Genomic DNA, 13826 nt, shown 5'->3' on the forward strand with positions numbered 1-13826 from the left:
ACGGCCGTGCGACACCCCCAACCGACCACCGCTCCCCAGCCGTACCGGCCCCGCCACCACGTCCGCATCGTTACGGCCGCCAGCCTCTTTGACGGACACGACGCGGCCATCAACGTGATGCGCCGCCTGATGCAGTCCTCCGGCGCGGAGATCATCCACCTGGGCCACAACCGGTCCGTGGCGGAGATTGTCGACTGCGCCATCCAGGAGGACGCCCAGGGCATCGCCCTCACGTCCTACCAGGGCGGCCACGTCGAGTACTTCAAGTACATGATTGATTTGCTGCGCGAGCGCGGCGCGAACATCAAGGTGTTCGGCGGCGGCGGCGGCACCATCCTCCCCTCGGAGATTGAGGAGCTGCACCAGTACGGTGTCGCGCGCATCTATTCCCCGGACGACGGCCGCGCCATGGGCCTGCAGGGGATGATCGACGACCTCATCTCCCAGTGTGACTTCGAGAAGCGCCCGTCCGACTTCAAGGGCCTCCTGAAGCAGCCCCTCCCGCGCGAGCCGGAGCGCATCGCGTCGCTCATCACCATCGCGGAGAACTTCGCGGACGCCGGCGAGGAGCTGCGCACCGCGCTCCAGGCCGCCAGCGTGCAGGCCCCGCGCGTCCCCGTGCTGGGCATCACCGGCACGGGCGGCGCCGGCAAATCCAGCCTCGTGGATGAGCTGGTGCGCCGCTTCCTGGCGGACTTCCCGGACAAGACCCTGGCGGTGCTCTCCGTGGATCCGTCCAAGCGCAAGTCCGGCGGCGCGCTGCTGGGCGACCGCATCCGCATGAACGCCATCGACAATCCGCGCGTCTACATGCGCTCGATGGCCACCCGCCAGAGCAACCTGGCGCTGTCCCGGCACGTCGCCCACTCGATTGAGGTCTGCAAGGCGGCGGGCTTCGACCTCATCGTGGTGGAGACCTCCGGCATCGGTCAGTCGGACACGGAAATCACCGAGCACTCGGACGTGGCGCTCTACGTGATGACGGCCGAGTACGGCGCGGCGACGCAGCTCGAGAAGATCGACATGCTCGACTTCGCGGACGTCATCGCCATCAACAAGTTCGACAAGCGCGGGTCGCTGGACGCGCTGCGCGACGTGCGCAAGCAGTGGAAGCGCAACCACAACGCCTTCACGCTGAACGACGACGCGGTGCCCGTGTACGGCACCATCGCGTCGCAGTTCAACGACCCGGGCATGAACACGCTGTACCGGGCCATCATCGACGCGCTGGTGAAGAAGACGGGCGCGACGCTGGAGAGCAAGTTCGCCCTCACGCCCGGCATGAGCGAGAAGAAGTGGATCATCCCCCCGGAGCGCACGCGCTACCTGGCGGAGATCGTCGAGGCCTGCGAGGGCTACGACGGCTTCGTGCGCGCCCAGGCCGCCATCGCCCGGCGCATGTACCAGCTGCACGGCACCATCCAGGCCCTGCGCCAGAACGTGGGCAAGAAGAAGCTCGAAATCGTCGAGCCGAAGGACGCCGCCGACGTGGTGCAGGTGACGGAGCGCGTGGAGGGTGAGCCCGCGTACCTGGGTGACCTGGTGGCGCTGTACCAGGACCTGGAGAGCCGCCTGCACGCGGACTGCCGGCGCCTGCTGGCCGAGTGGCCCGCGACGAAGAAGCGCTACGCCGCGTCCAAGTACCAGTTCCAGGTGCGCGACAAGGTCATCGAGCTGGACCTCATCAGCGAGACGCTGTCGCACCTGCGCGTGCCCAAGATTGCCCTGCCCAAGTATGAGGACTGGGGCGACATCCTGACGTGGCTCCTGCGGGAGAACGCGCCGGGCGCCTTCCCGTTCACCGCGGGCGTCTTCCCGCTCAAGCGCGAGGGCGAGGACCCCGCGCGCATGTTCGCGGGCGAGGGCGGCCCGGAGCGCACCAACAAGCGCTTCCACTACGTGTCGCGCGGCCTGCCGGCGAAGCGCCTGTCCACGGCGTTCGACTCGGTGACGCTGTACGGCGAGGACCCGGACCACCGGCCGGACATCTACGGCAAGGTGGGCAACTCGGGCGTGTCCATCGCGAACGTGGACGACGCGAAGAAGCTCTACTCCGGCTTCGACCTGGCGGACCCGTCCACGTCCGTGTCCATGACCATCAACGGCCCGGCGCCCATGCTGCTGGGCTTCTTCCTCAACGCCGCCGTGGATCAGCAGTGCGAGAAGTGGATCCGCGCCAACGGCAAGGTGGACGAGGTCGAGAAGAAGATCGACGCGCTCTACAAGGAGCGCGGCCTGCCGCGTCCACGCTACCAGGGCGAATTGCCCCAGGGCAACGACGGGCTGGGGCTGCTGCTGCTGGGTGTGTCCGGTGACGAGGTCCTGCCGGCGGACGTCTACGCGAAGATTCGCGCGTCCACGCTCCAGGCCGTGCGCGGCACGGTGCAGGCGGACATCCTCAAGGAGGACCAGGCGCAGAACACCTGCATCTTCTCCACGGAGTTCGCCCTGCGCGTGATGGGCGACATCCAGCAGTACTTCATCGACCAGAAGGTGCGGAACTTCTACTCGGTGTCCATCAGCGGGTACCACATCGCGGAGGCCGGGGCGAACCCCATCTCCCAGCTGGCCTTCACGCTGGCCAACGGCTTCACCTTCGTCGAGTACTACCTGTCGCGCGGGATGCACATCGACGACTTCGCGCCCAACCTGTCGTTCTTCTTCTCCAACGGCATGGACCCGGAATACGCGGTGCTGGGGCGCGTGGCCCGGCGCATCTGGGCCAAGGCCATCCGGGACAAGTACGGCGGCAACGACCGGTCGCAGAAGCTGAAGTATCACATCCAGACGTCCGGCCGTTCCCTGCACGCGCAGGAGATTGCCTTCAACGACATCCGCACCACGCTGCAGGCGTTGCTGGCGCTCAACGACAACTGCAACTCGTTGCACACGAACGCCTACGACGAGGCCATCACCACGCCCACCGAGGAGAGCGTCCGGCGCGCGCTGGCCATCCAGCTGGTCATCAACAAGGAGTTCGGCCTGTCGAAGAACGAGAACCCCAACCAGGGCTCGTTCATCATCGAGGAGCTGACGGACCTGGTGGAGGCGGCGGTGCTCAACGAGTTCCGCGCCATCTCCGAGCGCGGCGGCGTGCTGGGCGCCATGGAGCGCATGTACCAGCGCTCCAAGATTCAGGAGGAGTCGCTCTACTACGAGATGCAGAAGCACGACGGCACGCTGCCCATCATCGGCGTGAACACCTTCCTGGATCCGAAGGGTTCGCCCACGGTGACGCCGCCGGAGGTGATTCGCGCGACGAAGGACGAGAAGGACTACGCCATCACGTCGCGTGACGCCTTCTGGAAGCGCAACGCGAAGACGGCGCCCGCGGCGCTGGAGGCGGTGCGCCGCGCGGCCCTGGACAACGGCAACGTGTTCGGCGCGCTGATGGACGCCTGCAAGGTGTGCACGCTGGGCCAGCTGTCCCGCGCGCTGTACGAGGTGGGCGGCCAGTACCGGCGCAACATGTGACGCGAGCACCACGGTCCCGGGCAGGTGTCCCGGGACCGCGGCGCGGGTTCATCAGGGGGCGTTCGTGCCCAGGTCTTCGAGTTGGAGGGTGTAGTGGCCCTCCACCCAACGCGCCGGCACGGACAGATCGCCGTTCACGCTCACGAAGTGCGTGGCCTGGGACGCCTTGAAGACCGTCACCGTGCGGTCGCTGCCTGACGGGCCGGGGGAAGCGCTGCCCGGCGCGGTATTCCAGACCTCGCAGCGCTTGTTGCCGTCGATGGTGCATGACGCCCGGTAGGAGTGACCGGCCACGACGCCCAGGGAGAAGAAGTCCCTGTCCCCGAGGACTTCGATCTTCCCCTGCACGGACGCCGTGCCCGCCGCGAGCGCGGTGGCGACCTGCACGGTGTCCCCGTGGTCCTCCGCGCCCCTGTCCCTCAGGACGCAGGTGTATGGCTGGGGGGTGGCCTTGTCCTGCTGGTCCTGGATGGCTGCGTAGAACAGGCCTCCCGGAGACTTGAAGGCCGTGGCGGCCTGGGTCTCCTCGAAGGTGCTGTTGTCCGTGACGCCGTAGCGCTGCCCGACCGGGTTGAGGATGGAGAGGTCCCAATACGGGGTGGGGAAGGTGCAATCGAGCGCGTAGACGTTGCCCGCCACCGTCTGGAAGGAGAGCAGGTCCCGCTCTCCCCAGTGCTCACCGGCGCCCACCAGGGGCTGCTCCGAGGGCGTATAGGGCGTCGCCGTGGCGAACAGGTCGCCGTGGTCGTCCAGGCCCTTGTCCACGAAGCGGAAGACGAAGGGCTCCGGGGAGGTCTCGTCGTACTGCCACGCCTCCACGGTATAGACAGCCCCTTCCGTGAGCCCCGACCAATGCCACGCGTAGGGTGCGAAGCGGGTGCTCTGGTTGGCGCCGTAGGCAAGCGTCTTCCCCGCCCCATCCCGCATGCCCAGGACGTGGTCCCCGACACCCGCTTCGACGATGAAGTCGTAGTGGTGCCCGGCCTGGGCAATGAAGGCGAACCGGAGCGGGTCATCCATCCCGCCCCGAGGAACGCTGTGGACCTCCGTCTCCGACGGCGTCAGCAGCGTGTAGCCCTCCGGGACGACCGCCGAGCCGGCGTCCGAGCCCGCATCCGGGTCGGTGCCGGCATCGGACCCGGCGTCCACTCCGGGTCCCGCGTCAGGAGCGGGGTCGTCCTTGGAATCACAAGCGCCCAGCGCGAACAGACAGGCGCCGAGCATGAAGGCAGACAGCGGGCGTTTCAGCATTGACATGGAATGGGCCTCCCCCTCTGAGGACGCCCACCCTATGCGATGGCTGACGCTCCGCCAAACATCCCTTCCCACTCACTCTCAGTACGGGCTCGACGTGGGGCGGATGATGATTTCACTCACGTCCACGTCCGCGGGCTGGCTGATGGCGTAGCTGATGGCGCGGGCGATGGCTTCCGCCGGAATCGCGTCCTTGCGGAAGTCGCGCATGTATTCACGCGCGGCCGGGTCGCTGATGCTCTCCGCCAGCTCCGACGTGGTGACCCCTGGCGAAATCACCGTCACGCGGATGTCCGCGCCCACCTCCTGGCGCAGCCCTTCCGAAATGGCCATCACCGCGAACTTCGTGGCGCAGTACACCGCCGCCGTCGGGCTCACCGCGTGCCCGCCAATGGAAGACAGGTTGATGAACTGCCCCGCCTTCTGACGCTTCATCACCGGCAGCCCCGCCGCGATGCCGTGCAGCACGCCCCGGATGTTCACGTCGATCATCCGGTTCCACTCGTCCACCTTCAGCTCGTCCAGCTTCGACAGCGGCATCACCCCCGCGTTGTTGATGAGCACGTCCAGCCGCCCGTACTCCTTCAGCGTGAAGGCCACGAAGGCGTCCACGTCCTCGCGCTTCGTCACGTCCAACGCCTTGTAGCGAGCCTCACCGCCCTTCGACCGCAGCTCGCCCGTCAGCGCCTCCAGCCGGTCCGTCCGGCGCGCGCCCAGCACCACCTTCGCGCCCTGCGCGGCGAGCAGGCGGGCTGTCGCCTCGCCAATGCCACTGCTCGCTCCGGTGATGGCCACCACCTTGCCCTGGATGTCCGTCGTCATCGCTTTCGTCCCCTGTGGAAGGCCCGGCGCGAAAAGGGCGCCGGGGATGAACGCACCCTCTCAAGGAGCGTGGGGACGGCGGTATCCGGATGCTCGCGGACTCTTGCCCATTCCTGCACGAGCGCCCGTCCACGCCAGGGGTTAGAACGGGCGTGCATGCCGACCGCCCGCACCGACTCCGCCCCGAGCCCGCACCTGTCCGAGCTGGCGAAGCTCCTGGAGCGCCACACCCCCACGGATGGCATCCACGCCACCGCCATCCCGCGCGTGGTGCTCATCCGCGCCTCCCGGCCCTCCACGCCGCTGCACGCATTGCAGGAACCGGCGCTGTGCATCGTGGCGCAGGGCCGCAAGCAGGTGCTCCTGGGCGAGGAGCTGTATGTGTATGGCCCGGACCAGTGCCTCGTCGCGTCGGTGGACCTGCCCGTCACGGGGCAGGTGGTGGAGGCCTCGCCCGCCGCGCCCTACCTGTGCTTCCGGCTGGACCTGGAGCCCGGGCAGCTGGGCAGCCTGATGATGGAGGCGGAGCTGGACGCGCCCGGCCCAACGGACATGGTGCGGGGGCTGGCGCTCGGCCCCGTGGGCGCGCCGCTCCTGGACGCGACGGCGCGGCTGGTGCGGCTGCTGGACACGCCGCGCGACATCCCCGTGCTCGCGCCGCTCGTCATCCGCGAGATCCTCTACCGCCTGCTGTCCGGGGAGAACTCGGAACGGCTGCGGCGCATCGCCGTGGCGGACAGCCGCCGGGAGTCCGTCACCCGCGCCATCCACTGGCTCAAGGAGCACTACACCGCGCCGCTGCGCATTGAACGGCTGGCGCGCGCGGTCCACATGAGCCCGTCCGCGCTCCACCACCACTTCAAGTCCGTCACCGCGATGAGCCCGCTGCAGTACCAGAAGCAGCTGCGGCTCCAGGAGGCCCGCCGCCTGATGCTGGCGCAGGCCATGGACGCGGCGATGGCCGGCCACTCCGTGGGCTACGAGAGCCCGTCCCAGTTCAGCCGCGAGTACAGCCGGATGTTCGGTGCACCACCTTCGCGCGACATCGCGAGGCTGCGGGAGTCCCTGGGCTCCGCCCCAGCGGCGGCGCGATAGCCCCCCAGTACCAATGGCGGACGTGGCGCATCGTTTCCACGTTGTGCCCCCCTTCCGGGCCGTGGCATCCGCCATCGCGCTGGAAGGCATGCCCGTGGGGAGGCCGCGATGTCTTCTGGTGAAGGTGGTGACTGGGGGCTGAAGCACACGGCGACACGGCTCGGCTTCGAGGAGCTGGAGCAGCTGGCCCGCGAGGAGCCGTTCCGGGACTCCGCCCTGCCCCCCTCGGGCAGCGCCGTGCGGTTCCTGCGCGTGCAGCTCATGCGCATCGCCGGGCACCTGGGGGAGCTGCACCTGCCGGACTTCAAGGAGGTGGTGGGCGGCGCCCTCCAGGCCGCGGAGCGCCCCACGCCGCTGCTCTTCGTCGCCCAGCTGCGGGAGCGGCTCGCCTTCGAGCGGACCAGCTCGCGGCTCTACGCGGGCCTGCTGGTGAAGACCCATGCCCTGGGCAGCTACCCGGGCGGCCCCTCGCCGGAGCGGCTGGTGGAGCTGCACAACCAGGAGCTGGACCACCTGAACCTCATCCGCGAGTGCGTCTACCGGCTCGGGGTGGACGCGCCCCAGCTGACGACGCCCGGGGACGGGGCCGACCCGCGGACGCATGGGCTCCTGCGGGCCGTGGACGACCCGTGCGCCACGCTCCAGGACGCGCTGCGCGCGGTCCTCATCTCCGAAATCCTCAACAACGCCGGCTGGTCGCTGCTCGTGGACCTGGCCCAGGAGCTGGGCCCGCCCGACCTGGTGGACGCCTTCCGCGAGGTCCTGCGCGAGGAGCTGCTGCACCTGGAAGAAGTCACGGGCTGGGTCGCCAACCTCCCGGAGGAGGTCCGCGTCGCCAAGGCGCGCGTCTCCACGGGCTGAGGCGCTTCACGCGCTCAGGCGTGCCGCCGCTGCTGCCGCAGGGGTTCGACCTCGCGGCGCAGCCGGGCCACGGAGAGGCTCAGGAACACCAGCATCCCCACCAGCAGCCCGCCGCCGAAGGCGAGCCCCAGCAGCCACGGCTGGAACGAGCGCACCAGCCCTCCGGCGACGCCCTGGCTGAAGGCGCCACCCAGCCGCGTCAGCGCCGCGTCCCGGCAGGCCACGGCCTCGGCGCCCTGGCGCCCCTCACACTCGGGGAAGACGGCGCCCAGCTCCTGGCGCGACTGCTCCACCATGGTGCTCGCCATCCGGCCCGCGGTGGCGGACAGGCTCTGGCCCAGCGGGCCCTCTCCCTCCGGCCCCAGCTGCCGCTCCAGCTCCGCGCTCAGCCCCTTCGCGACCTGCGAGGCCAGCGCCGAGGAGTAGGTCCCGAACCCCGAGCCCCCCGTGCCGGCTCCACCCGGCAGGCCCGCTCCCGGTCCACCTGGCGCGTTCGCCACCGGCCCTCCCGGGGGCACGTCTCCCGGCGCGGTGGGCGGGGTCTCCGGCCGGGTGACGGCATCCAGCATCCCGCGCGCGGCCTGCTCCGCGTTGCGACGGGCGACGGCGTCATCCGTGGCCTGGTCCTCGGCCGTCTTCTCCTTCTTCTGCTCCTGGATGGACTCGAGGGCGCCCTCGGTGCCCTGCTTCGCCATGTCGCGCGCGATGGCGCCACAGCCTGAGCCCCCCATGAGCACGAGCATCGCCAGCCCCACGGCCCTCACGTCCCGCATCCCGGCTCTCCCCGGCGGCACGGCTCCGCCATGAGTTCAACCTAGGAATCGGTGGTGCGCCGCGTCGTGGCGGAGGGAGAGGCGCCCCTTGCCTGCCTGCTGGCCACCTACACCGGCCGCCTTCGCGCGACCCGCTCCCGCACGGTGGCGATGAAGGCGGGCTTGTCCGCGCTCCCCTTCACGCCGTCGAAGTCCAGGTCCAGGTTCTCCGCGACGGCCCGGAGGTATTCCAGACAGGGCTCGTCTTGGGGCTGGGGCGTCTTTCCTTCCGCGAACAGCGGATGGCACGTGGAGCAGTAGTTGACCACCCAGACGCGCTCGTCCTCCGGAATCTCCAATGAGACGGGATTGCCGTCGCTCAGGTCCTCTTCGAACGGCTCGATGCGCCAGACGCCCGTGGCGTCGTCGTCATCCATGAGCAGCTGCCGGTAGTTGAGGCTGGGGACGAACTCCCATTCCCCCCAGTCGTAGCCGAAGGGCTGCGTCCGCGTGCGCCGGGCGCGGCCCCGGGCCTCCTCGAAGGCGTCGGCGTCCTCGGGTGCCTCGTCGGCGGCGAAGAAGAACAGGTCCAGGATGGCCTCGTCATCGCCAAAGCCCTCCTCCTCGCACTCGTCGCCGGTCTTCTCACCGCACACGAACGACGAGGGAGGACCGCAGACGCTGCATCGGTAGTCGTGGACGCCCATGGCTGGAAGGTTAGCAGGCCGCGCCGCACGGCTCAGTCGTCGTCATCGTCGTCGTCCCAGCCGCCACCGCCACCGCCGCCCCAATCGCTGTCGTCGGTGTAGAACCGGTCCGTGATGTTGAAGGTGCACGTCAGCTCGCCGCCGTCCTCATAGCGGTAGACGAAGCGGCCCTGGGCCTCGCCATCTCCCTGGACCAACCGGTCCAGCGTCAGCGTCCCCTCCACCGGAACGCCGGACGCGGCGGGAAAGCCGTCCGTGAAGGGGCCGACGTGCGCGCGCCACTCGCGGATCCGCGACAGGTCCTCGGACACCAGCGCCTGCCCCTGCCGCAGGAGCTTCACGGTCCACGCGCCGGCCGCCACCGTGGGCTCCCCCGGCATCAGGATGTCCACCCCGAAGCCCGCGAGCTCGGGGGCGCCGTCCGGTATGTACGCCAGGCCCAGCTGCGTGCCCTGCGTCCCGTCGTAGTGGGAGTACGAGGACATCACGGCGTTCGTGTCGATGGGCCACACCACGCTCTGGGCGCCGTGGGAGCCCCGGCATTCGCCCTCGGGTTTCGGAACGGCGTCACAGGCGGTGGTGGACAGGGCGCACGCCAGCAGCGGCAGCGCGGTGCGGGACAGGGTTCGAAGCATCCGCCCATCCTAACCAGGCCCCCCACCCCTCCCGTCAGTCCCACCGCGTCATTCGCTTGCGGCGACAATCACCTCGAAGGTGCACGTCAGCGCGCCGCCGTCGGCGTAGCGGTAGACGAAGCGGCCCTCCGCGGCCGACCCCGACAGCTCGTCCAGCGTCACCGAGCCCTCCACCGGGACCCCGGGCAAGGCGAGGTAGCCGGACGCCCCGCCGATGTTCCCCACCCACCGCGTCACCAGCGACGGCTCCGCGGGCACCAGCTGTCCCTCCCGGGAGCGGAGGTCCACCGTCCGGTCCTCCTCCACCCGGGCGCCCTCCACCAGGTGGATGTCCACGCCGAAGCCCTCCAGCACCGGCTCGCCGTCCGGCGTGTAGTCCAGGTCGATGAAGGTGACCGGCAGCTCGCCCTTCGCGGAGCGGTGCACCAGCGAGGAGTCCTCCAGGAGGGGCCAGTGCACGCGCCGTCCCTGATGCGTGCCCACGCACTCGCCCGAGGCCCTGGGCAGGTTGTCGAGCCAGTAGCAGGAGGAGGCGCAGAGGGCGCAGGCCAGCAGCGGCAGCACGGTGCGCGGCGGACGGGACATGGCTCGCATCCTAGCGGCAGGACCGTGGACGCGGCGGAGCCCGGGCTCCCCGCGGTTCCTGTCATCCGCGCGTCGCGCCTGGCCGTGGCCGCGCTGACCTCCCTGTCCCTGACGCTGGGCGGTTGCGCCCGCTTCCGCCGCGCGGGCAGGTCGTCCAGCGCCTCGTGGTGAGCGTCACGGGGGATGAGGCGCCTGGCCGCGCCGCCCTCCAGGCGGTGTCGGTGCCGTGGCGGGTGGCGCCGGCCGGGAGCCCTTGGCGCCAGACCTGTCCGACAGTCGGACAGGTTCGCGCCGCCTGGCCCCCCCCAGGCGCGGCTGTCCGGCAACGCGGCAGGACCGGAGGGCACGACCCGCCGGGCCGCGTGCCTCCGTATGAGGAGGCATGCGAGCCATGGACCTCCGTCGGACGCGGTACCTGCTGGGCGCCCTGCTGTCGTGGGGCGCCGCCGCCTGCCACGGGACGGACGGCCCCGCGTCGCCGTGCGAGGGCACGGACTGCGCGGTGCCCGGGCTCGTCCGGGCGTTCGAGCAGGGCACGCCGTCCTCGGCGGTTCAGCCGCGCGCGGGCTTCGGGGGACTCAAGGTGCGGCGGGCCTCCGGACGCACCTTCGTGCTGGAGACGACGCGGGACGCGGAAGGCCGGGACACCCGCCGGCTCACCGTGTCCGCCCAGGACGGCTCCCTGCTGTGGCGGTTCGACGCCGCGGCCGGAGAGTTCCTGAGCGACTTCACCGTGCACCCGTCCGGGGAGACCACCCTGGGCGTCGAGCGCACCGGCGCGGCGGCGGAGGCCTTCGACCTGGTGCGCCTGTCCGCGGACGGGCAGGTGCTGTCGCGGCAGCCGCTGCCCGCGCCCGCGACGGTGCCCGGCTCGGACCTGGGAGGCACCCTGCCCTCCCCCGCCTTCCGCATGAAGTCGCCCTGGGTCCACGCCCTCACCGACGGCTGGCTGCGCACGGAGGCGCGCGGCGAGGACGTGGCCGTGGCCTTCCTGTCGCTCGTGGCCGTCCCGGAAGGCGGGCCGGACACCCAGGAGCTGGCGTCGGGGCTGATGACGCTCCAGTGGACGGACGGGCGCTACCGCGAGCAGTGGACCCGCGTCCTCGACGGACGTCACTCCACGCAGCCGGCCGCCTGGGCCTATGACGAGTTCCGCTGGCGCGAGGCCCCGCTCCGGCCCCTGCTCGCCGTGGACGCGGACGGCCAGCTGGTGGTGGGCCGCACCTGGAACAGCTCCCGCTGCATGGCCTCCAGCCGCACGTTCAACGACTTCACCTCCGTGCACTGCCGCTCCGGTGAAGACGTCACCAGCCCGGTGGACACCGAACGCCAGCCCTTCGCCGTGACGGCCTTCACGCCCGTGGGGACGCGCATCGGGACGCACGTCTTCGTGCCCGCCCGGGCCGCGGAGTTCGTCGTCTTCGACATGGCGGTGCGCGGCGGCGAGGTGGCGCTCGCGGGCACCGTGGTGACGGAGGGCGCGGATGGCACCGTCCCCTACTACCCGTCCGCGCCGGGCGTGCAGGACCGGATGACGCCCTACGACGGCTACCTGGGCGTGCTGTCGCTCGACTCGGGCGCCCTGCGCTTCGAGCACCGCGTGGACACGGGCCGCGCGGACCACTTCTCCGCGCTGCGCTGGACGGACGCGGGGCTCGTCGCCGTGGGTGCCTCCGGGTGGGACCGATGGGACGGCGGCATGAGCATCTCGCGCGGCGCCGGGGCCCTGCTCTCGCTCGCGTCCGCCGACGGCCAGACGGTGCGCACACGGCGGGCCGGCCCCGAGGGACAGGGCCGCCACTTCCACCTGCTGGGCGTGGACGCGGACGGGGACTCGCTGGTGGCGGTGGGGCTCGCGGAGGCGCCGATGACGCACTCCGGAGACGGCGGCCACCTGGAGGCCATGACCTTCGGCGGGCTCGGCGTGGAGCTGCGCTGAGACACGCCGGGCGCCCCCTTCCGAGGCAGGGCGCCCGGAAGGGACTTCAGTAAGCCGGCGTCACGTAGCAGAAGTCAGACAGGAAGGGGCAGTCCTGCGCGCAGCTGGACGGCGTCTCCCCGTCGCAGCACACGCTGTCGCCGCACGTGGGCCCGACGAAGCCGCAGTCCTGCGGGCAGCTGTAGAGGTCCTCCGTGCCGAAGTCGCACACGCGGTCACCGCAATAGCCGCCGGGACTGCCGCAGTCCTGCGGGCAGTTGTAGCTGTTCTCCGTGTTGGGATTGCAGACGCTGTCGCCGCAGTAGCCACCGGGGCTGCCGCAGTCCTGCGGGCAGTTGTAGCTGTTCTCCGCGCTGGGGTCGCAGATGCTGTCACCGCAGACGGCGCACAGCCCGGCGGCGGACGCGGACGCGAAGCCCATGGGCGTCACGTAGCAGAAGTCAGACAGGAAGGGGCAGTCCTGCGCGCAGCTGGACGGCGTCTCTCCGTCGCAACACACGGAGTCACCACACGTGGGGCCCAGGCCACAGTCCTGCGGACAGTTGAAGGCGGTCTCCGTGCCGGGGTCACAGATGGAGTCGCCGCAGGAACCACACAGGGCCTTCTCCTGCCGCGCCAGCGTGGGCGCGGCGGTCTCCGGCTCCACCGTCCCTCCGCACGCCAGCAGCAGGCCCGATACCAGGGTCAGAAGCCCCATCTTCATTCCGTTCATGTCCGTGTCCTTGTGTTCCAGTCTTCCGCCCTAAGCGGGCCTGAGCTTGTTAATACGGAAGGCGGGCGGCACTCAAAGACAGAGGGCCTCTGGGTGCCTCAACGACCATGGGGTGACAGCTTCACGCGCGGACACGCCGCGTGGCCCTTGAGGGGAGGGACCCGCGGCATAGGATGCCGCGCATGACGACCTCCGCCTCCGACGCCTCGCGGCTGCTGGACCTGCTGTGGGAGCGCTACGCCTCCGAAGTCCCCTTCGCGCGCACCTTCGTGGCGCTGTCCGGGGGACGCTTCCGCAACGACCACGTCGCGTTCCGCACGCTCGCGCGGCCGGAGGGAGGCATCGCCCTGTTCTCACGCGTGTTCGAGCGGTTCGGCTGGCGGCCGGCCGGCACGTACACCTTCCCGGACGCGCACCTGTCCGCCATCTACCTGGCGCACCCGGAAGGACTGCCGCGCGTCTTCCTGTCCGAATTGAAGTCGGAGGAGCTGTCGCCGCGCGCCCGCGAGCTGCTCGCCGCGCTGCCGGTGGATCCGCCGCCGCCGGAGGACGTGGAGGCGCTCGCGGCGTGGTTCACGGCGCCGCTGCCTCCGGACGAAGCCGCGCTGCTGGAGCTGGAGAAGGAGACGCAGTACGGCGCGTGGCTGCTGGCCTTCGGCCGCAAGGTGAACCACTTCACCGGCTCGGTGGACGACGTGGAGGCATGGCAGCGGCGCATGCGCGAGGCGGGCGTGCCCATGAAGGCGGACATCGAGGGCGCGCCCGGCACGTCGCTGAGGCAGACGGCCACGCACGCGGCCCCGCTGCCCCTGACGCTCCGGGGTGGAGGCACGCGCGCATGGCCGTACGCGTACTTTGAAATCGCCCAGCGCTCGGGAGGGTTCGACGGGTTCCTGGGGCCACAGGCCCGCGCGCTGTTCGACATGACGAAGCGGGGCTGAGGCCGCGCACTGGCGTGTCGGCTCCGCGATGAAGGCCTCCATCCAGGGG

Annotated in this window: 12 protein-coding genes; 5 read left to right on the forward strand and 7 right to left on the reverse strand. The window is 70.6% G+C overall.

The genetic code is table 11. The features are described from left to right. The first annotated feature begins 6 nt into the window (after positions 1-6). Positions 7-3474 (forward strand): methylmalonyl-CoA mutase family protein, encoded by a 3468-nt coding sequence (locus NR792_RS20090; RefSeq protein ID WP_375754272.1) that lies wholly within the window; start codon positions 7-9, stop codon positions 3472-3474. 51 nt (positions 3475-3525) lie between these two features. On the opposite strand, the gene NR792_RS20095 is transcribed toward NR792_RS20090, so the two are convergent. Continuing rightward, complete coding sequence (locus tag NR792_RS20095; RefSeq protein WP_375754273.1) at positions 3526-4731, reverse strand: hypothetical protein; 1206 nt, start codon at positions 4729-4731, stop codon at positions 3526-3528. A 78-nt stretch (positions 4732-4809) separates the two neighbouring features. After that, positions 4810-5550, reverse strand: coding sequence for an SDR family oxidoreductase (locus NR792_RS20100; RefSeq protein WP_375754274.1), 741 nt, complete (start codon positions 5548-5550; stop codon positions 4810-4812). A gap of 156 nt (positions 5551-5706) precedes the next feature. Here NR792_RS20100 and NR792_RS20105 point away from each other — a divergent pair, with 156 nt between their 5' ends. Then, positions 5707-6645, forward strand: a complete 939-nt coding sequence (locus NR792_RS20105) for an AraC family transcriptional regulator N-terminal domain-containing protein (protein WP_375754275.1) — start codon at positions 5707-5709, stop codon at positions 6643-6645. Positions 6646-6753: 108 nt separating this feature from the next. Beyond that, positions 6754-7506, forward strand: a complete 753-nt coding sequence (locus NR792_RS20110) for a hypothetical protein (RefSeq protein ID WP_375754276.1) — start codon at positions 6754-6756, stop codon at positions 7504-7506. A gap of 14 nt (positions 7507-7520) precedes the next feature. On the opposite strand, the gene NR792_RS20115 is transcribed toward NR792_RS20110, so the two are convergent. The 4 genes from NR792_RS20115 to NR792_RS20130 form a co-directional block, all read right to left on the reverse strand. Further along, entirely contained in the window at positions 7521-8279 is a 759-nt protein-coding gene (locus tag NR792_RS20115) for a hypothetical protein (protein ID WP_375754277.1), read from the reverse strand. Between the two features lie 107 nt (positions 8280-8386). Continuing rightward, positions 8387-8965 carry a hypothetical protein gene (locus NR792_RS20120; RefSeq protein WP_375754278.1) on the reverse strand — a complete coding sequence of 193 codons (579 nt, stop codon included), beginning with the start codon at positions 8963-8965 and terminating at the stop codon, positions 8387-8389. A gap of 32 nt (positions 8966-8997) precedes the next feature. Continuing rightward, on the reverse strand, positions 8998-9600 hold the full coding sequence (locus tag NR792_RS20125) for a hypothetical protein (RefSeq protein WP_375754279.1): 603 nt from the start codon (positions 9598-9600) through the stop codon (positions 8998-9000). Positions 9601-9648: 48 nt separating this feature from the next. After that, positions 9649-10185, reverse strand: a complete 537-nt coding sequence (locus NR792_RS20130) for a hypothetical protein (protein ID WP_375754280.1) — start codon at positions 10183-10185, stop codon at positions 9649-9651. Positions 10186-10576: 391 nt separating this feature from the next. On the opposite strand from NR792_RS20130, the gene NR792_RS20135 reads away from it, so the two are divergent. Beyond that, a complete protein-coding gene (locus NR792_RS20135; protein WP_375754281.1) occupies positions 10577-12124 on the forward strand; it encodes a hypothetical protein in 1548 nt (515 codons plus the stop codon). Between the two features lie 46 nt (positions 12125-12170). On the opposite strand, the gene NR792_RS20140 is transcribed toward NR792_RS20135, so the two are convergent. Further along, complete coding sequence (locus tag NR792_RS20140) at positions 12171-12836, reverse strand: hypothetical protein (protein WP_375754282.1); 666 nt, start codon at positions 12834-12836, stop codon at positions 12171-12173. 182 nt (positions 12837-13018) lie between these two features. Here NR792_RS20140 and NR792_RS20145 point away from each other — a divergent pair, with 182 nt between their 5' ends. Then, positions 13019-13777, forward strand: a complete 759-nt coding sequence (locus NR792_RS20145; protein WP_375754283.1) for a DUF1338 domain-containing protein — start codon at positions 13019-13021, stop codon at positions 13775-13777. The last annotated feature ends 49 nt before the right edge of the window (positions 13778-13826 follow it).

This window comes from Corallococcus exercitus (assembly GCF_042231735.1).
GTDB lineage: Bacteria > Myxococcota > Myxococcia > Myxococcales > Myxococcaceae > Corallococcus > Corallococcus exercitus_B.

What these genes read in the sequence shown, in the direction of transcription:
- NR792_RS20105 (WP_375754275.1), top strand. Translation starts at nt 5,707, where the DNA reads ATGCCGACCGCCCGCACCGACTCCGCCCCGAGCCCGCACCTGTCCGAG.
- NR792_RS20120 (WP_375754278.1), bottom strand. Translation starts at nt 8,965, where the DNA reads ATGGGCGTCCACGACTACCGATGCAGCGTCTGCGGTCCTCCCTCGTCG.
- NR792_RS20100 (WP_375754274.1), bottom strand. Translation starts at nt 5,550, where the DNA reads ATGACGACGGACATCCAGGGCAAGGTGGTGGCCATCACCGGAGCGAGC.
- NR792_RS20115 (WP_375754277.1), bottom strand. Translation starts at nt 8,279, where the DNA reads ATGCGGGACGTGAGGGCCGTGGGGCTGGCGATGCTCGTGCTCATGGGG.
- NR792_RS20110 (WP_375754276.1), top strand. Translation starts at nt 6,754, where the DNA reads ATGTCTTCTGGTGAAGGTGGTGACTGGGGGCTGAAGCACACGGCGACA.
- NR792_RS20130 (WP_375754280.1), bottom strand. Translation starts at nt 10,185, where the DNA reads ATGTCCCGTCCGCCGCGCACCGTGCTGCCGCTGCTGGCCTGCGCCCTC.
- NR792_RS20135 (WP_375754281.1), top strand. Translation starts at nt 10,577, where the DNA reads ATGGACCTCCGTCGGACGCGGTACCTGCTGGGCGCCCTGCTGTCGTGG.
- NR792_RS20125 (WP_375754279.1), bottom strand. Translation starts at nt 9,600, where the DNA reads ATGCTTCGAACCCTGTCCCGCACCGCGCTGCCGCTGCTGGCGTGCGCC.
- NR792_RS20095 (WP_375754273.1), bottom strand. Translation starts at nt 4,731, where the DNA reads ATGTCAATGCTGAAACGCCCGCTGTCTGCCTTCATGCTCGGCGCCTGT.
- NR792_RS20140 (WP_375754282.1), bottom strand. Translation starts at nt 12,836, where the DNA reads ATGAACGGAATGAAGATGGGGCTTCTGACCCTGGTATCGGGCCTGCTG.
- NR792_RS20145 (WP_375754283.1), top strand. Translation starts at nt 13,019, where the DNA reads ATGACGACCTCCGCCTCCGACGCCTCGCGGCTGCTGGACCTGCTGTGG.